Annotated in this window: 23 protein-coding genes, 1 tRNA gene and 1 pseudogene; 14 read left to right on the top strand and 11 right to left on the bottom strand. The window is 72.2% G+C overall.

Going from position 1 to position 19453, the window contains the following annotated elements:
* Window positions 1–12: 12 nt before the first annotated feature.
* The 9 genes from cdaA (at window position 13) to DGO_RS13455 (ending at window position 7599) form a co-directional block, all read left to right on the top strand.
* Entirely contained in the window at window positions 13–822 is an 810-nt protein-coding gene (gene cdaA, locus DGO_RS13415; RefSeq protein ID WP_043802474.1) for a diadenylate cyclase CdaA, read from the top strand.
* The gene (locus tag DGO_RS13420) at window positions 819–1811 is read left to right on the top strand and encodes a CdaR family protein (RefSeq protein WP_014686057.1); all 993 of its coding nucleotides are present in this window, start codon (window positions 819–821) and stop codon (window positions 1809–1811) included. Before cdaA ends, DGO_RS13420 begins: the two co-directional genes overlap by 4 nt.
* Window positions 1812–2004: 193 nt before the next feature.
* The gene (yqeK, locus tag DGO_RS13425) at window positions 2005–2658 is read left to right on the top strand and encodes a bis(5'-nucleosyl)-tetraphosphatase (symmetrical) YqeK (RefSeq protein ID WP_050920816.1); all 654 of its coding nucleotides are present in this window, start codon (window positions 2005–2007) and stop codon (window positions 2656–2658) included.
* Between the two features lie 99 nt (window positions 2659–2757).
* A complete protein-coding gene (locus tag DGO_RS13430) occupies window positions 2758–4116 on the top strand; it encodes an LCP family protein (RefSeq protein WP_420810564.1) in 1359 nt (452 codons plus the stop codon).
* Window positions 4113–4484, top strand: coding sequence for a ribosome silencing factor (gene rsfS, locus DGO_RS13435; RefSeq protein ID WP_043802477.1), 372 nt, complete (start codon window positions 4113–4115; stop codon window positions 4482–4484). Before DGO_RS13430 ends, rsfS begins: the two co-directional genes overlap by 4 nt.
* A gap of 145 nt (window positions 4485–4629) precedes the next feature.
* The gene (locus tag DGO_RS13440; RefSeq protein WP_014686061.1) at window positions 4630–5331 is read left to right on the top strand and encodes a winged helix-turn-helix domain-containing protein; all 702 of its coding nucleotides are present in this window, start codon (window positions 4630–4632) and stop codon (window positions 5329–5331) included.
* Window positions 5328–6320: a PAS domain-containing sensor histidine kinase gene (locus DGO_RS13445; protein WP_043802480.1), complete on the top strand. Its 993-nt coding sequence runs from the start codon at window positions 5328–5330 to the stop codon at window positions 6318–6320. Before DGO_RS13440 ends, DGO_RS13445 begins: the two co-directional genes overlap by 4 nt.
* Before the next feature lie 108 nt (window positions 6321–6428).
* The gene (phoU, locus tag DGO_RS13450) at window positions 6429–7070 is read left to right on the top strand and encodes a phosphate signaling complex protein PhoU (RefSeq protein WP_014686063.1); all 642 of its coding nucleotides are present in this window, start codon (window positions 6429–6431) and stop codon (window positions 7068–7070) included.
* Window positions 7071–7143: 73 nt separating this feature from the next.
* The gene (locus DGO_RS13455; RefSeq protein WP_014686064.1) at window positions 7144–7599 is read left to right on the top strand and encodes a peroxiredoxin; all 456 of its coding nucleotides are present in this window, start codon (window positions 7144–7146) and stop codon (window positions 7597–7599) included.
* A 10-nt stretch (window positions 7600–7609) separates the two neighbouring features.
* Here DGO_RS13455 and DGO_RS13460 read toward each other — a convergent pair whose 3' ends face one another.
* From DGO_RS13460 to nth, 5 genes and pseudogenes are all read right to left on the bottom strand, one after another.
* On the bottom strand, window positions 7610–8818 hold the full coding sequence (locus DGO_RS13460) for an MFS transporter (RefSeq protein WP_014686065.1): 1209 nt from the start codon (window positions 8816–8818) through the stop codon (window positions 7610–7612).
* A gap of 30 nt (window positions 8819–8848) precedes the next feature.
* The gene (locus DGO_RS13465; protein WP_043802483.1) at window positions 8849–9193 is read right to left on the bottom strand and encodes a hypothetical protein; all 345 of its coding nucleotides are present in this window, start codon (window positions 9191–9193) and stop codon (window positions 8849–8851) included.
* Between the two features lie 112 nt (window positions 9194–9305).
* Window positions 9306–10025, bottom strand: a complete 720-nt coding sequence (locus tag DGO_RS13470; protein WP_014686067.1) for a zinc ribbon domain-containing protein — start codon at window positions 10023–10025, stop codon at window positions 9306–9308.
* Between the two features lie 11 nt (window positions 10026–10036).
* Window positions 10037–11267 (bottom strand): annotated as a pseudogene (locus DGO_RS13475) (MFS transporter).
* A complete protein-coding gene (gene nth / locus DGO_RS13480; protein ID WP_014686068.1) occupies window positions 11264–11953 on the bottom strand; it encodes an endonuclease III in 690 nt (229 codons plus the stop codon). The pseudogene DGO_RS13475 and the gene nth overlap by 4 nt, the downstream one beginning before the upstream one ends.
* Before the next feature lie 107 nt (window positions 11954–12060).
* On the opposite strand from nth, the gene DGO_RS13485 reads away from it, so the two are divergent.
* Window positions 12061–12282 carry a hypothetical protein gene (locus DGO_RS13485; protein ID WP_014686069.1) on the top strand — a complete coding sequence of 74 codons (222 nt, stop codon included), beginning with the start codon at window positions 12061–12063 and terminating at the stop codon, window positions 12280–12282.
* 77 nt (window positions 12283–12359) lie between these two features.
* Window positions 12360–12435: transfer RNA gene (locus DGO_RS13490), tRNA-Trp, on the top strand.
* Between the two features lie 63 nt (window positions 12436–12498).
* On the opposite strand, the gene cutA is transcribed toward DGO_RS13490, so the two are convergent.
* Both cutA and DGO_RS13500 read right to left on the bottom strand, forming a co-directional pair.
* On the bottom strand, window positions 12499–12816 hold the full coding sequence (gene cutA / locus DGO_RS13495; RefSeq protein WP_014686070.1) for a divalent-cation tolerance protein CutA: 318 nt from the start codon (window positions 12814–12816) through the stop codon (window positions 12499–12501).
* Window positions 12817–12916: 100 nt separating this feature from the next.
* A complete protein-coding gene (locus DGO_RS13500; RefSeq protein WP_226991377.1) occupies window positions 12917–13333 on the bottom strand; it encodes a septum formation initiator family protein in 417 nt (138 codons plus the stop codon).
* A 37-nt stretch (window positions 13334–13370) separates the two neighbouring features.
* Between DGO_RS13500 and DGO_RS13505 the strand changes: the two genes are divergently transcribed.
* The 3 genes from DGO_RS13505 (at window position 13371) to DGO_RS13515 (ending at window position 15197) form a co-directional block, all read left to right on the top strand.
* Window positions 13371–13862: an acyl-CoA thioesterase gene (locus DGO_RS13505; protein ID WP_050920817.1), complete on the top strand. Its 492-nt coding sequence runs from the start codon at window positions 13371–13373 to the stop codon at window positions 13860–13862.
* The gene (locus DGO_RS13510) at window positions 13859–14119 is read left to right on the top strand and encodes a hypothetical protein (RefSeq protein WP_014686073.1); all 261 of its coding nucleotides are present in this window, start codon (window positions 13859–13861) and stop codon (window positions 14117–14119) included. Before DGO_RS13505 ends, DGO_RS13510 begins: the two co-directional genes overlap by 4 nt.
* Window positions 14120–14285: 166 nt before the next feature.
* Window positions 14286–15197: an ROK family protein gene (locus tag DGO_RS13515; protein ID WP_014686074.1), complete on the top strand. Its 912-nt coding sequence runs from the start codon at window positions 14286–14288 to the stop codon at window positions 15195–15197.
* Between the two features lie 42 nt (window positions 15198–15239).
* Here DGO_RS13515 and DGO_RS13520 read toward each other — a convergent pair whose 3' ends face one another.
* The 4 genes from DGO_RS13520 to DGO_RS13535 form a co-directional block, all read right to left on the bottom strand.
* Window positions 15240–15977, bottom strand: coding sequence for a TM2 domain-containing protein (locus DGO_RS13520; protein WP_014686075.1), 738 nt, complete (start codon window positions 15975–15977; stop codon window positions 15240–15242).
* 105 nt (window positions 15978–16082) lie between these two features.
* On the bottom strand, window positions 16083–17471 hold the full coding sequence (locus DGO_RS13525; protein ID WP_014686076.1) for a nicotinate phosphoribosyltransferase: 1389 nt from the start codon (window positions 17469–17471) through the stop codon (window positions 16083–16085).
* A gap of 132 nt (window positions 17472–17603) precedes the next feature.
* Window positions 17604–17903, bottom strand: a complete 300-nt coding sequence (gene rpoZ / locus DGO_RS13530) for a DNA-directed RNA polymerase subunit omega (protein WP_014686077.1) — start codon at window positions 17901–17903, stop codon at window positions 17604–17606.
* Between the two features lie 124 nt (window positions 17904–18027).
* Complete coding sequence (locus DGO_RS13535) at window positions 18028–19344, bottom strand: hemolysin family protein (protein WP_014686078.1); 1317 nt, start codon at window positions 19342–19344, stop codon at window positions 18028–18030.
* Between the last annotated feature and the right edge of the window lie 109 nt (window positions 19345–19453).

Consider the following 19453-nt stretch of genomic DNA (forward strand, 5'->3'; position numbering starts at 1 on the left):
AGTCTTCCCCCGTTGCCTGCGCTGTCCCTCGGCCCCGTCAGCCCCCGTGACCTGCTTGATGTCCTGCTGGTCACCACGCTGGTGTACCAGGGGTACAAACTCGTGGTGGGGACCCGCGCGGTGAACGTGCTGCGCGGCATCCTGGTCTTTGCCGGGGTGTGGGGCGCGGCGCAGGTTTTGGGACTGGTCACGCTGAGCACACTGCTGGGGCGCGCGGGCACGGTGGGACTGTTCGCGCTGGTCATCCTCTTTCAGCCCGAGCTGCGCGCCGCGCTGGAACGGGTCGGCCGCCCGCGCGGGCGCGAGGCCCAGAGCGGCGCGGCGCTGCAAGACCTCGCCCGCGCGCTCGAACGCCTCGCCGAGCGCAAGGTGGGCGCGCTGGTCGCCATCGAACGCAGCACGCCGCTGGGCGAGTACGCCGCGACCGGCGTGCGGCTCGACGCGGTGGTCAGTGCGCCCTTTCTGGAGGCGCTGTTCGCCCGGAACGCGCCGCTGCACGACGGCGGCGTGATTCTCCAGGGGTCGCGGGTGGTGGCGGCGGGCTGCCTCTTTCCGCTGCAACAGAGCGACGGCACCTACCGCCGCTACGGCACCCGCCACCGCGCGGCCATCGGCCTCTCGGAACTGACCGACGCCGTGGTCCTGATCGCCAGCGAGGAACGCGGCAGCATCCGCATCGCGCTGGGGGGCCGCCTGGGACCGGACCTCAACGGCAGCGAACTGCGCGAGCAACTGCGTACCCTGGTCTACGACTACGGCGGCCCGGCTTCGGCGCCCATCCCGGCGACGGCCAGACCGCCGGAAACGGGGCGCGGCACATGAGCGCCTCCGGTCCGGGCCAGACCCCCGGCCGCCTGCCCGAGTCGGTGCGGCGCTGGCTGCGCCCGGCCTACGTGTGGCGGCGGCTGACCCACAACCTGCTGCCCAAACTCGCGGCGCTGGCGGTCGCCTCGGTGCTGTGGTACGTGACGACCGGCGACCGGCGCGCCAACGTCGAGCAGGGCTTCGACGTGCCGGTGACGGTGCGCGACACCACCGGGGGCGACGAGCGCCGCGCGGTCGCCTCGCTGAACCCCGATACCGTGCGCGTGACCCTCTCGGGCCGCCCGGAGCGCCTGAGCGAACTGCGCGGAGCGAACATCGAGGCGGTGGTGGACGTGACCGGCGTGCCCGAGGGCGGCTTCAACCGCCCCGTGACGGTCACGGTCCCGGCCGGCACCACCCTGACCCGCCGCAGCCCCGAGCGCGTACAGGGTTCGGTCGAGACGCAGCTCTCGCGTACGGTCACGGTGACGCCCGGCGTCGTGCCGCTGGAGGACGGCAGCCTCCCGCGCTACGCGACCTCGCCCGCCGACGTGATCCTGTCGGGGCCGAGCCGCGCCGTGACCACCGTGACCCGCGTCGTGACCACGCCCACGGCCCTGCAACCCGGCGAGTCCCGCGAGGTGCGGCTGCTGGCCCTCGACGACCGGGGCCTGCCGGTCGAGAGCGTGCAGACCCGCCCGGCCAGCGTCACCCTGCGCCGCCAGGACCGGGGCGAGATACCCATCAAGACCCTGCGCGTCACCCTGAACAGCCCGCCCTCCGGGCTGCGTGTCACCTCGGCCACGCTGGAACCGGCCAGCGTGCGGGTGGTGGCCCCGCCCGCGCTGCTGGCCCGGCTGCGGGAGGTCGCCGGCCGCGTGACCTACCGGCCCGGCACCTCGGCGCTCACGGTGCAGCTCGACCTCCCCGAGGGCGCGCAGGCCCTCGACTCGGTCAGCGTGCGTCTGGTCGTCGAGCGTGTGCCGGGCGCCACACCGTCCAATTGATCCGGACCACGGACCGTTTTATGTGCACTGTATGAGAAGAGATTCAATCGCCGCCAGGGCCAACCGGACCGTGACTCCCAGAAGGAACTGGACTCACCTTATGGAATCATTTCCATGACCAGTCGGGTCTGTGCGCGTGGGGGCGCCGCCGTATACTGGCGATCATGTGGTCCGGAAAGGCTCTCAACTCCGCATGAACGTCGCGTTCCGGCTGCCCACGGTCTGGCCCTCACTGGGCGCATGGGAAGCGCGGGTCCGGCTGATGGTCCGGCCCCGACGTTTCGAACACGTTCAGCGCGTGGCCGTCCTCGCACGCCAGATCGCCGTCGCCAACCATCTGGACGACGGGCAGATCGAGCGCGCCTACGCGGCAGGCATCCTGCACGATATCGCCCGCGATCTGCCCGACGCGGAGCTGCTGCGGCTGGCGCCCCCCGAATGCGAGATCGATGCCCTGCACCCGCTGGCCCTGCATGGCCGCGCGGCCCGCACCCTGCTGGAACACTGGGGCTACCGTGACGAGGTGGTGCTGGAGGCCGTCGAGGACCACACGACCGGGCCGCGCGGCGGCAATCCGGTATCTGCGTGCGTCTATATCGCCGACGTGTCCGAGCCGGGCCGGGGCGTGAACGACGACATCCGCGAACTGGCGATGCACGACCTCGGCGCGGCCCTGAACCGCGCCATCGTCTCGAAGGTCACCTACCTCCAGGGCCGGGGCATCACGGTGCATCCGCGCACCCTGACCGCCTACCGCGCCCTGGAACCCGCCGGTTGCGCCGCCGTCGCTCCGGCCGAACCGGCGACCGGCACGACCATCCGCTTTCCGGCCCCGTCCCGGTTCTGAGGCCCGCTTCCACCTCCGGAGCCGCCCCGCCCTTCCTGACCGTCCGGGAAGTTCGGCGACGTTTGCCCCGGCCCCCCCGCGCTAAGGTGTCAAGCCACATTGACGCACTCTGACCCCCAGTCTCCCCTGCCTCCGAACGGCCCCCGACAGGCGGGCGCGGGCCGTCGCCCGCGCCGCTCGCACGCGCTGCTGCGCGCCGCACAGGCCTTCGGGCTGAGTCTCTCGGCGCTCGCGCTCGGCGGTTTCGCCCTGCTGGGTCAGCCCGGGACGGCCGCCCCCGTCGCCACGCTGCCGGGGCAGGCCCCACAATTCACGGTGCTGCTCGCCGGGCGCGACGTGATCTACTGCTACTACCGCCAGCCCTGCAAGAACCAGGACCAGCGCACCGGCCTCGTCCAGACCCCCAACACCGACACCCTGATGCTGGTCAAGGTGAGTGGCGACCGCGTGGACGTGCTGAACATCCCGCGCGACACGACGGTCGGCGAATTCAGCTGGCGTCAGTCGGCCGCCGCCCAGAAGGTGAACAGCAAGTACTGGTCCGGCGGCCCCGAGTCCCTGACCCGCGCCGTCGAGGAGATCACCGGCGAGCGGGTGGACTCCTACGTCATCGTGCGGACGGACTACGTGGCGCGGGTCATCGACGCGCTCGGTGGGCTGGACGTGAACGTGCCTGAACCCGGCATCGAGTGGGTGGATCAGGCGGCGGGCGTGAATCTCAAGCTCTCGCCGGGCAACCACCACCTCGGCGGCGATCAGGCGGTGCTGTTCCTGCGCGTGCGCAAGGGCTTCGGGGACGACTACGGCCGCATCGACCACCAGAAGCAGGCCCTGACGCAGCTCGCGGCCCGCCTCAAGTCGCCGCAGGGCCTCGCCGCGCTGCCGACGATTCTGGGCGGGGTGGGCAACGGCGTCGAGACCAACGTGGACCCCAACCTTCTGCCCTCGCTGCTGCCGCACCTGTCGGGCATGCGGCTACGCTTCGCCACGCTGCCCACCGACACCATCCGGGGCAGCTTCAATCTCGCGCCCGACCGCGAGCGTCTGGCCCAGGTGTGGGGCTCGGCCCCCGCGACGGCTGGGCAGAATGGAAGCGCCGCCGCCCGCCCAGCCCCCATCCGGGTTACTATTCAGGATGCCAGCGGCGCCGGCCTCGGCGAAGCGCTCGCCCGCGCCCTCGGGGTGCTGGGCTACGCGCAGGTCCGGGTGCAGAGTGCGCCGGCCAGCAGTGTCAGCAGTCAGGTGTTTACCCAACAGGACGTGGGGGCCGCCGAGACCCTCGCCGACCTGCTGGGCCTGCCGCGCCTTCAGGGCGAGCGTTTTCCGGTCGCGCCCGGCGAGGTGGGCATCCTGCTGGGTGCCGACGCCGCGCAGCAGCTCGCCGGCCTGAGCGCCTACCGGACCCCGACCACCCCGAACCCGACCCCCACCCAGACCCCCACGCCGGAGACCCCATGACCCCAGATTCCCAGACCCGACAGCAACTGCGCGCCATTGTGGACGCCGCGCGCGAGCGCCGCGCCGAGGACGTGACCGTGCTCGACCTGACGGGCGTGAGCAGCACCCTCGAATATTTCGTCATCTGCACCGCCACGGCGGGCCTGCAGCTCAACGCCGTGCAGGAAAACGTGCGTCAGAAGGCGCAGGAGGCCGGGTTGCCGCGCCCCAGCGTCGAAGGCCCGAGCGAGCGCTGGCTGCTGCTGGCCTTCGGCGGCAGTGTCGTCGTGCACATCATGACCAAGGACGCCCGCGAGTACTACGACCTCGAAGGCCTGTGGAGCGACGCCGAGCGCCTCGACTTCCCCGAAGAGCCGCGCGGCGTCTGAGCGCCCCGGCCTGAAGCCGGCCCCCAGGGCGGCGGGCGTTCCCCCAGTGGGGAGCGGCCCGCCGCGCCTTTTGCAACGGGCGGCCCGCGCAAAGGTGGCCCAGAGGGCTGACACCCGGCTGACAGCGCGGGTCAGAATGAGGGCAATGAGCCATGTGGTCGTGATCGAAGATGAGGGCACTGTCCGGGACGTGCTGCGCTTTCATCTGGAGCGGGCCGGGCTGCGCGTCTCGGCCTTCGGCAGTACCCGTGAGGCCCAGGACGCCCTGCCCGGCGCCGACGTGTTGGTCCTCGACTGGATGCTGCCCGGCGAGAGCGGCCTGGGCTTCTTGCGGCGCCTGCGCGCCGACCAGGAACTGCGGCGGCTGCCGGTCCTGATGCTGACCGCCCGCGCCGCCGAGGCCGAGCGGGTCGAGGGCCTGGAGACGGGGGCGGACGATTACCTGACCAAGCCCTTCTCGGCGGCCGAACTCGTGGCCCGCGTGCGCGCCCTGCTGCGCCGCTCGCAGCCCGACGCCCCGCAGACCCTGGGCAACGGCCCCCTGAACATCGATCTCGCGGCGGCCGAGGCGCGCATGGACGGCCGGCGCCTGAACCTCACGCGGCGCGAGTTCGACCTGCTGGCGTTCCTGACCCAGCACGCCGGGCGGGTGTACTCGCGCACCGAACTGCTCGACCGGGTGTGGGGCGCGGACTTCCTGGGCGGCGAGCGCACGGTGGACCAGCACGTCACGCAGCTCCGGGCGCACCTGGGCGACGATCCGGGCCGCCCCGACTTTCTGGAGACGGTGCGCGGCAAGGGCTACCGCATGCGCCCGCGCGGCACCGACCGGGCCGAGTCCGCATGACCGCCCAGCCGAACGTCCCCCTGCCCCCCGCGCCCGCGCCGCTGTCGTGGATCGACGCGCTGCCCCAGGCCGTGCTGCTCACGCAGGGCGGGCTGGTCACGCGCCTGAACGCCGCCGCCGTGCGGCTGTGGGGGGTGCCGCAGGACCGCGCCGCCGGCCGGCCGGTGCTGGAGGTCGTGCGCCGTCACACCCTGGAAACGCTGCTGGAACGCGGCGGCGAGCTGGAGCTGGAGGCCGGCGGACGTACCCTGCGCTGTACCGCCACCCGGGACCACGAGGGGACCGGGGAGTACGCAGCCCTGATCGTCGAGGACATCACCGAACACCGCCGCCGCGAGGCCGAACTGCGCGAGGCGACGGCGGTGCTGTCGCACGAGTTCCGCACGCCGGTCGCGGCGCTGCGCGGCGTGCTCGAAGCCCTGGAATACGACATGCCTGACGACCTCGCGCAGAATTTCGTGCGCCAGGGCCTCCAGGAGACCGAGCGGCTCGCGCGGCTCGTCGAGGACCTCGCCGTGGGCTTCCGGCCCACCCGCGCGCGCACCCTGGCGCTGGCCGAGGCCTTCGCGCGCGCCGAGCGGCTGCTGGGCAGCGAACTCTCGGCGCGGCAGGCCAGCCTGAGCTTCGGGCAGGACTACCTCGTGCGGGCCGACCCCGACAAGCTGCTCCAGGTGCTGCTCAATCTCATCGAGAACGCGCTGAAGTACGGCCCGCCGGGGCAGCCGGTCCAGGTGGTGACCACGCTGCGCGGCACCTGGGTCGAGGTCTGCGTGCTCGACCGGGGCGTGCCCCTGAACGACACCGAGAGCCTGTTCCGGGCACACACGCGCGGGCGCGCGGCCACCGGCCAGGGCAGCGGCATGGGCCTGTACATCGTGCGCAGCATCGTGCAGGGCTGGGGCGGCCAGGTCTGGGTCGAGCGCCAGGGCGACCACAACGCCTTCTGCTTCACGCTGCCGGGGGTGGCGGGCATCGGCGAGCCGCGCTGAGGCCGCCTCCACACGCCCTGTTTTTCCGTCCAGGCTCCTGCCCGACCGGGGCCGCAGCCTGACCGTTCCCTGACTTGCCGAGTGCTACGGTGGCCCGAGGTTACAAGCATGCGTGAGACCCTGGAAACTGACCTGAGAGCCGCACTGAACGGTGCCCTGAACATGCTCGGCACCGTCGAGCAGATGTTGCCGGTGGCGGCCGACGTGCTGCTGCGCGAACAGGCCGACCGCCTGGAGGAAATCCGCTCGCTCGACCGCGAGGTGGACGCCCAGGAAGCCGCGCTGGAAGCCGAGTGCCTGCGGATCATCGCGCTGCACCAACCGGTGGCGCGCGACCTGCGGCTCGTGGCCCTGATCCTCAAGAGCCTCTCCGACATCGAGCGCATGGGCGACTACGCCGTGCACGTGGCCGAGGACGGCGCCGAACTGGCGCAGTCGCCGGCCCTCAAGCGCTACATCAACCTGGGCCGGATGCTCGAGCGTCTGGGCGAGATGAGCCAGAACCTGCGCACCGCCCTGGCCGACCGCGACGTGACCCGCGCCGAGCAGACCACCGTGATGGACGACGAGGTCGACGAGTTGTACGAGCAGATCCAGCGCGAACTCGTGACCTACATGCTCGAAGACCCGCGCAACATCTCCAAGGCCCTGACCCTGATGCGCGTGGGCCGCAGCCTGGAGCGCATCGGCGACCACATGGAGAACATTTCCGAGCGGGTGCGCTACTGGGTCACGGGCGCGCGCGACTGACCCGGAGCCTGCCGGGGGCGGGGGCGATCCGGGCCCTGGCCCCCGCCTGACGCCCGCAGGCTATCCTGACGCCATGAGCCTCGTCGGTCAGCCGGCCCCCGATTTCACCCTGCCCGCCTCGACCGGGCAGGCCGTCACCCTGAGCAGCTACCGGGGCCACAGCGCCGTCGTGCTGGTGTTCTACCCGCTGGATTTCAGCCCGGTGTGCAGCATGCAGCTTCCCGAGTACTCGGGCCGCCAGGACGACTTCGCCGAGGCGGGCGCGGCGGTGCTGGGCATCAACCGCGACAGCGTGCACGCACACAAGGCCTGGGCGGCCGAGTACGGCATCGACGTGCCGCTGCTGGCCGACATGCGCCTGGACGTGGCGCGGCTCTACGGGGTCGCCATCGACGACCGGGGCATCAGCGGCCGGGCCGTGTTCCTGATCGACAAGGAAGGCGTGATCCGCTACGCCCACGTCGAGGAAAAGACGAGCGACTACACCGTGCGCCCCGAGCAAGTCCTCGCGCAGCTCCGGGCGCTGTAGGGCGCGCCCCTCAGGTCCCGCCCGCCCGGTGCACGAGGCCGCGCCCCGGCCACAGGTAATACAGTTCGGTGAGCAGGAACACGGCCGCCCCCAGGCCGAACACGCCCGCCTGCCCGCCGAACTGCCACGCCGCGCCGCCCAGCAGCGGCCCCGCCGAGTACCCCAGCGACTCGACCGCCATGACGGCGCCCCAGGCGGCGGCGCGGTGCTGGGCCGGCAGCGTGCGCGCCACCAGCCCGTTCCAGCCGGCCATGAAGGCCCCGTAGCCCACGCCCAGCAGCGGCGCGACGACCCACAGCCGCGAGCGGACCTCGGGGCCGCCAGAGACGGCGACGAGGGCGAAGACGGCGGCGAGCAGCAGCAGCCCCGGCGTCAGCGCCCGCCGGGGATGGACCTGGTCGGCGAGGCGGCCCAGCAGCCCCAGGCTCAGGGCGAAGGCCGCCGCCGCCGCCAGCCCCGGCCCCGCGAGGTCGCGCAGCCCCAGCCCCAGGTGCGCGAGCAGCGGGTACAGCAGCGTGACCAGCAGCCCCGGGGCCAGCGTCTGCGCGAAGGCGGCGGGCAGCAGCACCGCCACCCGGCCCCACTCACGCCCCCATCCCGGCTGGGGCGCGGCCTGGCCGGGCACCGGGGGCTCGCCCGGCCGCGCCGTCTCCGGGGCAGGCAGGCGAAGCCGCCACAGCCCCAGGGCCAGCAGCACCGCCAGCCCCTGCGCGCCCAGCAGCAGGGTCCAGCCCGAGCGCGAACTGCCCTGGATGAGTGGCCCGACCAGCAGCACCCCCGCGAGAATGGCCGGGGCCACGCTGAGGTTGCTGACCGCCAGCGCCCGCGCAGTGCGTCCCGGCCGCGCCAGCGCCTGCGATACGCTCATCAGGCCGGGCCACAGCGTCCCGAAGACCAGACCCCACAGCGCGCAGGCCAGCACCCCCCACCACGCCGAGGGCCACAACCGCGTGCCCAGCACTGTGAGCAGCCCCAGCAGCGCGCCCAGGCCCAGCACCCGTCCCAGGCCCCAGCGCTCGGACACGAGGCCCATCGGCCCCTTGCCCAGCGCGTCGGCGAGGTAGTGCGCCCCGACCATCGCCCCGATCACCGCCGGACCCAGGCCCAGCCCCGGCCCCAGCAGCGGCAGCGCCGCCACGAAAAAGCCGGTGCGCACCAGTTCCGAGGCCAGCAGCAGCGCCAGAAGCTGAAGCATGGTCAGGGGACGGGTCCACAGCACCTGCCGAGTCTACCGGGCCGGGGCGCGGGATCAGCCGCGCCTGCGCTCCTCCTGCTCCCGCAGCGCGGCCCAGTCCTCGTAGGCCAGCGCCGGCAGCAGCGCGAAGCTGCCGGCGAAGAGCGTGGCGAGCGCCGCCGGGACCCGCACGGCCGTCTTGCCCTCCAGCACGAGATACAGCGCGCCCAGGGTGCTGAGCGCCCCGATGTCCGCGAACATCACGCGGGCGAAAGCGCTGCGGCGCAGGGTGTCGCGCGTGCCGAGTTCACCGCCCCGGCGGCGGCCGAATACGGCGGTCAGGACCAGCATCGCCAGCAGCGACAGCAGCAGCCGCAGGCGTTCGGGACTGGGGCGGCGGTAGACGTCCAGGGGAGGCATAGGTCAGGGTAGCGCCGCGACGCGGCGGGCATACCGGGACCCGCCCACAGACACGGGAGCGCCCGGCGGGTTTCCCCTGCCGGGCGCGCGTCGCCTGTCCGGGTCTGTGCCCTCAGAGGTCCAGACGGATCAGGAAACGGCCGCACGACGGGCACTTCACGGGGGGAAGCTTGCCCTGCGCGGCCTTCTGCTGGATGTTGACCGGCAGCACCACGTTGCAGGCCGAGCAGCGCCCGCCCTTGACCTCGGCGACGCCCACACCCTTTTTCGCCTTGCGGATCACGTCGTACTCGCGCACCGTGCGGGCGTCCAGGCTGCCCACGAGTTCGGCGCGCTCCTGGCGGGTGCCCTCGCCCTGGGCACGCAGGTCCTCGATGCGCCGCTCGTCGGCCTCTTCCAGGCTGCCCAGGCCGGGGCGCAGGGCGCGGTGCTCGGCGCGCAGGCCCGCCGCACGGTCGCCCAGTTCCTGCCGGCGCTCGCGCAGCGGCACGAGGTCTTCTTCCATCTCCTCGGCGCGCTCCTGGAGCATCTGGATACGGCTGCCGAACTGACTCTGGGCGCGGGCGTCGAAGGCGTTCTTGTCCTGCTCCTCCTGCGCGCGCTTGATCTGCTCACGGGTGCCCGCGAGGTCCTGCTCCTGGGCGCGCAGCTTCTTCTCGACGCCCTCCAGCGAGATTTCGGTGTCTTCCAGTTCGTTGTTCAGGCGGTCCTGCTCGGCGCGGGCGGCGCGCAGGTCCGCCGGAATGTTGCCTTCCTCGTCTCGCAGGCGGTCGAGGTTCAGGTCGAGTTCCTGAACGCGGTGCAGACGTTGAAGGGGTCCGGTCTCACTCATCATCTGGCAGTCTAACGCGCGCCGGCCTCGGCAGGGCCGCGCGGCGCGCGCATGGCCGGACGGTAAAGCCCCAGATAGATCGCCACGAGGCTCAGGGCGTACATCGCCAGGGTCCAGGCGAACAGGGCGTTAAAGGCCGTCCCGAAGGGCAGCGCGCCGCGCACCACCCCCGAGAGCAGGCTGCTGACCGCCCAGCCGGTGTCCCAGGCCAGGGTGTTGACAGCCGAGTACATGGGCCGGTCCTCCTCGGGCAGCGCCGACATGGCATAGGCGCTGTAGACCGGCCCCGCCGCGTTCATCAGGGCGCCGCGCGTGAACAGCGCCGCCGTGACCAGCCACAGGGACGGCGCGAAGCCCAGCATCGCCAGGAAGGGCAGGCTGCTGGCCTGCACCAGCAGCACGGCCTGGAGGGGCCCCAGACGGCGCACGAGGAGGGGTTGCAGCAGCGCCGTGGCCGCCGTCGCCAGGCTGGCCCAGGCGAACAGCGTGCCCAGCCCCGCGTAGCTGATCCCGAACTTGCCCTCGATATAGATGTTCAGGAAGGGAATGGTGGCCCCCGCCCCCAGCCCCACGAGGACGTTCGGCGCGACCAGCCGGGCCATCGTGCCCTTGTCGCGCACCGCCAGCGAGCGGCCCGGCGCGCGGGCGCGACCACTGGGTTTCAGGGCCAGCACCGGCAGCAGCCCGGCGAGTTGCAGCGCGGCGGCGACCAGCAGCGCGGTCCGCAGCGCCCCCAACCCCGTCCGGCGCCGTGTCGGTCGCGGCGGCGAAGGCCTCGGGCACGCGCCCGCCCAGCAGGTTGCCCACGAAGCCCGCGCCGGTCATCAGGGCGCTCTGCACGCTGAACAGGGTCATGCGCGAGCGCTCGTCGCTGTTGTTGGCCATGAAGGGCCCGCCCGCGACCACGCTCAGGGCCGCCCCCGCCCCCTGCACGAGCGCCCCGACGATGGCGAGGCCCGCGCCCCCTGCCAGGGCCAGCAGCGCCAGCCCGACGAGGCTGAGCAGCGCCCCGAGCTTGAGGGTGTGCGCGTTGCTGATGCGCCGGGCCAGCGCCACCGCCGGCAGGCTCAGGGCCGCCAGGGTCAGCGCGGGCAGCGCGTTGATGAGGCCCTGCCACTCGGCCCCCAGGCCCAGCGACCGCAGATAGAAGTTCAGGAACAGCGCCGTGAACGCCTGGGCCAGCCCGAAGCTGAAGGCCGAGGCGAGGTACAGCCACAGCTGCCGCGAAAAGCGCCAGGTCATGCCGGGCGGCCCGGCGCCGGGAGGTCCACGCCGACCTGCGGGCAGAAGGGCCGCATGACGCACTCGCCGCACAGGGGCCGGCGCGCGGCGCACACCCGGCGGCCGTGCAGGATCAGCGCGTGGTGCAAAAAGACCCAGCGCCCGCGCGGAAAGAGCCGCTCCAGGTCGGCCTCCACCTTGTCGGGGTGGGTCTGGGTACTCAGGCCCAGGCGCCGGGCGAGGCGGCCCACGTGGGTGTCCACGGCGATCGCCGGATAGCCGTAGGCGTTGCTGAGGACCACGTTGGCGGTCTTGCGGCCCGCACCGGGCAGGGCGACCACGGCCGCGAAGTCGTCGGGCACCTCGCCGCCGTGCCGCTCGACAAGCAGCCGGGCCAGCGCGGCGAGGTTGCGCGCCTTGCCCCGGTACAGCCCGATGCGCCGGATGTAGGGTTCGATGTCCTCGGGGCTGGCCGTGCTCAGGGCGTGGGCGTCGGGGTAGCGGGCAAAGAGGGCGGGGGTGGCGGCGTTCACGCTCACGTCGGTCGCCTGGGCACTGAGGACCGTGGCGACGAGCAGTTCGAAGGGCGAACGGTAGTCCAGTTCGGTGCGGGCGTCGGGGTACAGCGTTTCCAGGGCCCCGAGCACCTGGGGGGCGCGGGCCTTCGCGCCGGTGGGCAGGCGCGGCGCGGCAGTCTTGCGGGTCACGCCCCGCAGCCTAGAGCATCGGGGAAACGCCCTTCCCGGCGCTGTCCCGGCCGGAAGGACCCCACCCGCCCCGGAACCCCCGGCCCCCCCGCACCGTACCTATACGCATGAGAGTCGTCTCGCTGATCTTCGGCATCCTGGCCGCGCTGGGCCTCGTGCTGGGCTTCCTGCCGCTGTTCGGGTGGCTCAACTGGATCGTGGTGCTGCCGCCCGCCCTGCTGGGCCTGGTCTTCGGCGCACTGAGCCGCGACCGGGGCGCCACCACCCTGAGCGCCGTCGTGACCGCCATCGCCCTGCTGCGGCTGTTCCTGGGCGGCGGCGTGATCTGAGACCGCCGGGGGGCAGACTTGCGCCCGCTTCCCAGGTGCGCTACTCTGCTCAGGCCTGCGCAGCAGCCGGGCAACGCGGGTTCTTAGCTCAGTTGGTAGAGCGGCGGTCTCCAAAACCGTAGGTCGAGGGTTCAAGTCCTTCAGGGCCCGCCAGAACATAAATTTCCCCCACTTCGCGGTGGGGGATTTTCTTGGTCGGCCGCGAGGTGGTCCGCCTCAGGTCGCCGGACCCGTCACCTCGCGCAGCCAGCTCTGGAATTCGGGCAGGGCGCGGTCGAAAGGCAGCGCCACGATCTCGGGCACCTCGTAGGGATGCAGCGCGCGCACGCGGGCCTCCAGGGCCGGGTACTGCTCGCCGGTCGTCTTGATGAGCAGCAGGGTCTCGGGGTCCTCGGCGACCTCGCCCTCCCAGCGGTAGATGCTCTGCACGCCGGGCAGCACGTTGACGCAGCCGGCCAGCCGCTCGCCCACCAGGGTCCGCGCCAGCTCGTGCGCGCGCTCGGGCGGAACCGTGACCAGAACGACCAGTGACATGCCTCCACGATAACGGACCGTCCGGGGCCTGCGGGCCGGAACGGCCCTTAGGGTTGGCTGCGACTTGTTTCAACTGACCCGGAGTCGACCGGGCCGGGGTTCAGGGCAGGCGCACCAGTTCGCAGTTCTCGGTCTCGCCCGGCGTCCGGGCCGCGTCGGGGGCGATCAGGACCGTCTCGTTCTTGCCCACGAAGCCCTGGCAGCGCGCGAGTTCCTGGAGGTAGGCCGGATCGGACGCCGAGCGCTCCGCGTCCTGCAAGACGGCCACGTCGCGTTCGAGCGCCGCGACGCGCACGCGGGTCTCGCGGGTCTCGCGGGTCCAGGTGACGCTGCGGTAGGCGGTGTTGCCGAGCTGAAAGGCGAGCTGCACGATGCCCAGGCCCAGCAGCAGGCTGGCGATGATGAGGGTCACGGGCAGGCGCTGCCACGCGCGCCAGCGGCCGCGCCAGCTGCCCCGGACGGCGACGGGGCGGCCCGCAGACAGCGGTGAGGACGAAGGCGCGCGGTGGTCTTCCATTCGTTCCAGAAGATACGCCGCCCCTACACTGAAGGGCATGAGGACTTCCGACCCCGCCCGCTCCCGCCCGGAGGAGGTGTTCGGCCGCCTGGATTGGAGCGCCGCCCACCGCGCCGGCATCCAGATGCGCTACGGCGACCTCGACACCATGGGGCACCTGAACAACGCCGTGTACGTGCAGTACCTCGAAACCTCGCGCGTGATCCTGATGACCGACCTCGGGGTCCCGCCCAGCCAGGACCGCTCGGTCATCGCGCGGCTGGAACTGGACTACCGCCACGAGATCCGCCCCGGCCAGACGGTCGTGGTCGAGACGCTGGTCGAGCGCGTCGGGCGCACCTCCTGGACGCTGCTCTCGCGCGTGGTGGCCGACGGTCTGCCCTGCGCCTACGCCCGCACGGTGCAGGTGCGCGTAGACGCCGACCTGCGCCCGGTGCCGCTGGCCGACGACCTGCGCGGTCGCCTCTCGGGCCTGCTGGCCCAGGAGCAGGAGGGCCAGGACCTCGCGGCGAGCGGCGCGGCCCCGTGAGCGGCGCGGCCTTCGAGGAGCGCGTGCTGTACCAGGGCGATCCCTGGGTGCGCCTCGACACCCTGCCCCGGCTGCTGGCCGAGGGCTGGCGGCGCACCCTGTCGGCCGGCGGCGTGGTCAGCGTGATCCGCACGCCCTTTCAGTGGGTGATGAGCAGCCCGGTCATCGAGATCGAGACGGGCGGCTACCTGGGCGACGTGGGCCTGTACGTGCCCGAGGTGCAGCTCGCCGAGGCGCTGGCCCTGCTGGGCGAGTAACGCCGCCCCGCCAGCCCCGCCGGCGGCCCCCGCCGCCCCGCACGCTACAGTGGGAACCGGAGACCGCGCTGGAAGCGGTTCCTGGCCGACGAGCCCCCATATGGGGCCGCAGGGCCGGGACAAGACAGGCTCGCCGCAGACGGCGGCAAAGGACGGGAAGACAGCAGTGACCACAGGACAGACGGCAGCGGAGCAGATCAGCATCGGGGTGGACGTGGGCGGCACCAAGATCGCCTGCGGGGTCCTGCGGGGCGAGCAGCTTCTGGAACGCCACGTGCAGCCCACGCCCGATACCGGCTGGGAGGGCGTGCTGGACGCCATCGCCGCGCAGGTCAAGGCCCTCCAGGCCGCGCAGCCCGGGGCCCGCCTCATCGGGGTGGGGGTGCCGGGACCGCTGAACGCCGACCGCACCCGCGTCAAGTTCGCGCCCAACATCTACGGCTTTACCGACGTGCCGCTGGTGGACGGCCTGCGCGAGCGGCTGGGCCTGCGCATCGTCCTGGAAAACGACGCCAAGGCCGCCGCCCTGGCCGAGGCGCACCTGGGCGCGGCGCGCGGCACCGAGAGCAGCGTGTACGTGACGGTCAGCACCGGCATCGGCGCGGGGCTGGTCCTGAACGGGCGGCTGTGGCGCGGTCGCCACGGCATCGCGGGCGAGATCGGGCACATCACGGTCATGCCCGGCGGCCCCGTGAGCGGCGCGGGCCTGGACGGCGCGCTGGAAGCGGTCGCCAGCGGCACGGCCATCGCGCGCGACGCGAGCTACGCCCTGAACCGCGACGTGAGCACCGCCGAGGCCTTCTCGCTGGCCGAGCAGGGCCACCCCGCCGCGCGGCGCGTGGTCGCGCAGGCGCTGCGGCACATCGGCACGGCGCTGGCCGACCTGCAAAAGACCCTCGACCCGGAGGTCTTCGTGATCGGCGGGGGGGTCGCCAGCGTGGGCGACTACTTCTTCCAGGGCGTGCAGCGCGCCGCCGACGAGTACTCGCAGGGCTTCGCGCCCGTCACCATCCGCCGCGCGCAGCTCGGCACCGACGCGGGCGTGATCGGCGCCGCACTCGCCGCCCGGCACGGCTGAGCGGCGCCCGGGGGCGGCCCGTCGCAGGCCGCCCCGCCTCCCTCAGAGCCAGGCCTTCTTGCCGACCAGATAGTCGCGCGCGAAGGCCTCGTCGCTCTTGGTCAGGTAGATGATGCCCTCGACCAGACCCAGCACGCCCAGCACGAAGCTCACGAGGCTGGCGAGCGGCAGCGTGACGATGAAGCCCACCGCCAGGGTGATGATGCCCAGCAGGATCGCCAGGACCCAGACCCCGACGTTCAGGCCCAGCATCAACGCGCCGGGGCGGTTCATGCCCAGGTAGAACTTGTGCACGCCCAGGCTGCCCAGGAAAATTGCCAGCAGGCCCGCGATGAGCTTGCGCTGGGCCACGTCGCCCCCGGCGAGGCCGCCCGCGTAGGGCATGGCCGGACGCTGGTCGCCCCAGGCGTCACGCGGCGCGCCCTGCGCCCAGTCGCTGCGCATCGGCTCGGCGTGGGTCGGCTCGGCGTACGGCCGCCCGGTCGGCGCGGGGCCGGACGAGCGGGCCGCGCCCCCGGTCATGCGGCCGATCCAGTCGTCGCTGGAAAAGTCGTCGGGGCGGGCGGGGCGCTCGGGCTCGGGAATCCGCAGGTTTTCCGGGCCTTCGAGCGGCGGGCGGGGCGGGGGGGGCGGGGCGGGGCGCTCCTTGCTCAGGTCGGGGCCGGCCGGCCGCGCCGGAGCAGGACTGGCCGAGGCCCCCAGCACCTCGTCCACCCACGAGGGCGCGTTGCCCTGGGGGGTGAGGTCCGGGTTGCCGGAAGGATCGTCACGCTTGGTCATGCTCCACAGTACGCGCCTGCGGGGGGTGAGGTTGCGTCGGCCAAAAGAGGGGGCCGCAGGCCACGGCGCGGCCCCGCCCCCTCGCCGGAGAAACCTTCCCCGGGCCTACGCCCGCGCGCGGATCTCGTCGAGCGTGTCGCGCACGAGCAGTTCGCCGTCGCGGTAGACCGTGCGCATGAGCGATCCGGGGAACTCGGTGTCGAAGGTGCGGTACTGCCGCGTGACGACGCGCCCGCCCTCCTCGACCAGATCGAGGACGCCGTCCTTGCTGCGCTTGCCGGGGTCGGTCACGGGGTCCTTGTAGATACCGCGGTACTCGCCGTCCACGAGGCCCGCACTGGCCTTGTAGGCGAAGCGCTGGGTGTCGCGGTCCACCTTCTGGAGCAGCGCCCCGCCCATCCCGAAGGATACGTTTTCGGTGCTGTAGCCGTCCACCACGAGGTTCTGGAGAATCTGGCCGAGGGTCTGCTCGTCGATGCCGTCCCCCTGAATCACGCGCACGTGGTTGAGGACCTTGAAGCCCTTGGAGTTGGTGGTCGTGCCGTACTTGGCGGCCAGGGCATTGACGGCCAGGCGCACCATCGCGGGGGGATCGCCGCTGTCCGGGCGCACGACCAGGGTCGCGCCGCTCTCCTCGACCTCGCGGCGCAGGGTCTCACCCCAGTGCACGTTGATCGCGTACTTGAGGTCGTAGCTGTCGCTGACCACCGCGAACACGCCGCCGGGCTTGCCGAAGGTGCGCACCATGTTGCGGTAGGCGTCCACCTCGTGCGCCTTGCCCCAGCTCGTGACGGTGCTGTGTTCGGCCGCCGGGATCGAGAAACCCGCCAGGTCGGCCCCGTAGTGGTTGCGGCCCACCCGCAGGGCTTCGAGGGTGTCGGTGCCCTGGAAGTTCACGAGGTGCGCCAGCCCGCCCAGGCCCGCGCTCTCGCGGCTGCTCACGCCGCGCGACCCGAAGTCGTGGAGCTTGAAGGGCAGTTCCTCGGCGGCGCGGTCGCTCGTCTGCTCCAGCGCCGCCCCGATGATCTGGCGGATGTGCCAGCTCTGGGTGCAGACCGTGATGGGGTACCACACCCGCATCAGCATCGTCTCGAACCAGCCGACGAGCCAGGGCAGTTCGGGGTCGGTGTTCGTCACCGACATCAGGACGTTGTGGATGGGCACCAGCGACCCCTCGGGCACCGCGCGGATCTCCAGCGGCAGCCGCCCGCCGTGTACGTTCACGACCCGCATCCAGCCGTCGTAGGGAAAGGGCTCGCCGTGCGCCTCGATCAGCGTGCGGGCCTCCTCGACCATCTCGGCTGTGACCCGGCGCGTGAGGTAACGGTCCAGGATGTACTGCAAGCCGAAAAAGCGCGTGACCGGGTAGCGCCCGCCGCGCGACTCGAGGTAGCTGAACAGCCGCGTGGTGCCGGGGGGGTACTGCAGGAAGTGGCTGCTCTTGTAGCTGTCGGTATCGAGAATCAGGTTCTGGTCGGACAGGTGCGCACTCATGGCGTCTCCTCCAGGGCGGCCCAGGCGATAGCAGGGCGTCCTTATGTCTCATAATCTAATTCTCTATTTATGAGTCAGGTGAGAGATAAAAAAAGAGGAACGGATGGTCCGTTCCCCTCCTGCGCTCCGACCTCAGTCGCGTTCGCGCTCGCGCTCGGCGTTGAGCTGGGCCTGGATCTGGGCCTGGCGCTGACGCATGTAGTCCTGGTGGAAGCGGCCCTCGTCGATGAGGTTGGTGCCCACCGTGAGCTGACCGGTCGCGAGTTCGCGCATGGCCTGGGTCACGAGGTTGTGGGTGCGCACGCGCTGCTCGACAGGCAGCACGCTGGGCGCGCCGCTGCGCAGTTGCAGCGCCCGCTTGGCCGTGACCACCGAAAGGCGGTACTTGCTGTCGGTCATCGAAAGCAACTTGTCGATATCTTTTTCTGCCATGTCTGTCTCCCCCACGCCGCGCCGGCTCCCCCGCTGCGGGGCGGGACCGGGGCGCATTTCAGCCACGCAGTCTACCGCCCGGCACCTGGGCAGGGCAACTGTGACGCGCGCGGCGCTCCCCCCCTCAGACCGTGTGGGTCGGGCCGACGAAGACCGGGCCGTCGCCTTCGCCCCGGGGGGGCCGGATCAGCAGGCGGTCCACACGCGGCCCGTCGATGTCCATGACCTCGATCTCCCAGCCCTCGACCTGCACGGTGGTGCCCACGTGCGGGAACTCGCCCAGCACGTCGAGCACGTACCCGGCCAGGGTGCTGAATTCCTCGCGCGGCAGCTCGGGCAGGGGCAGGGTCTCGCGCAGTTCGTGCATGGGCACGCTGCCGCCCACGAGGTAGCTGCCGTCGGGGCGGCGCACCAGCCCCTCCTCGTCGGGGGCGTTCACCTCGACCCCGGCCAGGACCGACAGCAGGTCGGTGATGCTCAGCAGGCCCGTGAAGTCGCCGTACTCGTCCACGATGACGGCCATGCGGGCCTGTCCCTCGCCCTCCAGGCGCGTCAGGGCGTCCTCGGCCCAGGCCGACTCGGGCAGGTACACGGCCGGGCGCACCAGCTCGGCGAGCGGCTGTCCGGTGTGCAGGGCGCGCAGCACGTCGATGACGGCCACCTGCCCCACCACCTCGCCCTGTTCGTCGCGCACGAGGTAGCGGTCGTGGTCGGCGCTCAGCACCGTGTCCGCCACCTCGGGTACCGACATGCGCACGTCGAGCGTGACCGCCTCCGAACGGGGAGTCATCAGGTCGCGCACCCGGCGGTCGTTGAAGCGCAGCATGGCCCCGAAGCGGGCGTGCTCGGCTTCCTCCAGACTGCCGCTGCGGGCGGCCTGCGACACCACCGCCTTCACGTCCTCTTCGGTGATGACCTCGGCGGGTTCGCCCCGGATGCCCACCAGGGCCAGCAGCCCGCGCGTGGTGATGTCCAGCAGCCACACCACCGGCCGCGCCACGACCGACAGCCCCGCGAAGAAGGGCGCCACCCGCGCGGCCAGGCCCTCGGGGTTGCGCAGCGCGATGTTCTTGGGCGCGAGTTCGCCCAGCACCAGCGACAGGAAGGTGACGAGCAGCACCACCGCGATGTTGGCCGCCGTACCGGCCGCGTCTCCGAAGATGGGCCGCAGCAGCGGCTCGGCGTAGCGGGTCAGGCTGCCGCCCGCAAAGACCGCGCTGATGGTCCCGATCAGGGTGATGCCGATCTGCACGGTCGCCAGAAAGGCCCCGGGCTTGTCGGCCAGGCGGGTGGCCGCCGCCGCTCCACGTTCGCCGCGCGCCGCCGCCGCCTCCAGCCGGGAACGCCGGGCCGACACCACCCCCAGTTCGGACGCTGAAAAAAAGCCGTTGATCAGCAGAAGCAAGATCAGGATACCGAACTCCAGCACGGGGTTGCCCACCCTCCGAGTGTACGGGAGCGCCCCCGGCGGCCCAGGCTTTCTGAAGAAGAACTTCACCTGCGCGGCTGACTCCCGGCCCAGTTGTGCCCGGCAGGACGGAGCAGACAAA

The sequence above is a fragment of the Deinococcus gobiensis I-0 genome, from assembly GCF_000252445.1.
Lineage (GTDB): Bacteria > Deinococcota > Deinococci > Deinococcales > Deinococcaceae > Deinococcus > Deinococcus gobiensis.

Coding starts and splice junctions, on each gene's coding strand:
- phoU (WP_014686063.1), top strand. CDS start 6,429: ATGCGTGAGACCCTGGAAACTGACCTGAGAGCCGCACTGAACGGTGCC.
- DGO_RS13420 (WP_014686057.1), top strand. CDS start 819: ATGAGCGCCTCCGGTCCGGGCCAGACCCCCGGCCGCCTGCCCGAGTCG.
- DGO_RS13500 (WP_226991377.1), bottom strand. CDS start 13,333: ATGGAAGACCACCGCGCGCCTTCGTCCTCACCGCTGTCTGCGGGCCGC.
- DGO_RS13470 (WP_014686067.1), bottom strand. CDS start 10,025: ATGAGTGAGACCGGACCCCTTCAACGTCTGCACCGCGTTCAGGAACTC.
- DGO_RS13525 (WP_014686076.1), bottom strand. CDS start 17,471: ATGAGTGCGCACCTGTCCGACCAGAACCTGATTCTCGATACCGACAGC.
- rpoZ (WP_014686077.1), bottom strand. CDS start 17,903: ATGGCAGAAAAAGATATCGACAAGTTGCTTTCGATGACCGACAGCAAG.
- DGO_RS13505 (WP_050920817.1), top strand. CDS start 13,371: ATGAGGACTTCCGACCCCGCCCGCTCCCGCCCGGAGGAGGTGTTCGGC.
- DGO_RS13465 (WP_043802483.1), bottom strand. CDS start 9,193: ATGCCTCCCCTGGACGTCTACCGCCGCCCCAGTCCCGAACGCCTGCGG.
- yqeK (WP_050920816.1), top strand. CDS start 2,005: ATGAACGTCGCGTTCCGGCTGCCCACGGTCTGGCCCTCACTGGGCGCA.
- cutA (WP_014686070.1), bottom strand. CDS start 12,816: ATGTCACTGGTCGTTCTGGTCACGGTTCCGCCCGAGCGCGCGCACGAG.
- DGO_RS13485 (WP_014686069.1), top strand. CDS start 12,061: ATGAGAGTCGTCTCGCTGATCTTCGGCATCCTGGCCGCGCTGGGCCTC.
- DGO_RS13445 (WP_043802480.1), top strand. CDS start 5,328: ATGACCGCCCAGCCGAACGTCCCCCTGCCCCCCGCGCCCGCGCCGCTG.
- rsfS (WP_043802477.1), top strand. CDS start 4,113: ATGACCCCAGATTCCCAGACCCGACAGCAACTGCGCGCCATTGTGGAC.
- DGO_RS13440 (WP_014686061.1), top strand. CDS start 4,630: ATGAGCCATGTGGTCGTGATCGAAGATGAGGGCACTGTCCGGGACGTG.
- DGO_RS13520 (WP_014686075.1), bottom strand. CDS start 15,977: ATGACCAAGCGTGACGATCCTTCCGGCAACCCGGACCTCACCCCCCAG.
- DGO_RS13455 (WP_014686064.1), top strand. CDS start 7,144: ATGAGCCTCGTCGGTCAGCCGGCCCCCGATTTCACCCTGCCCGCCTCG.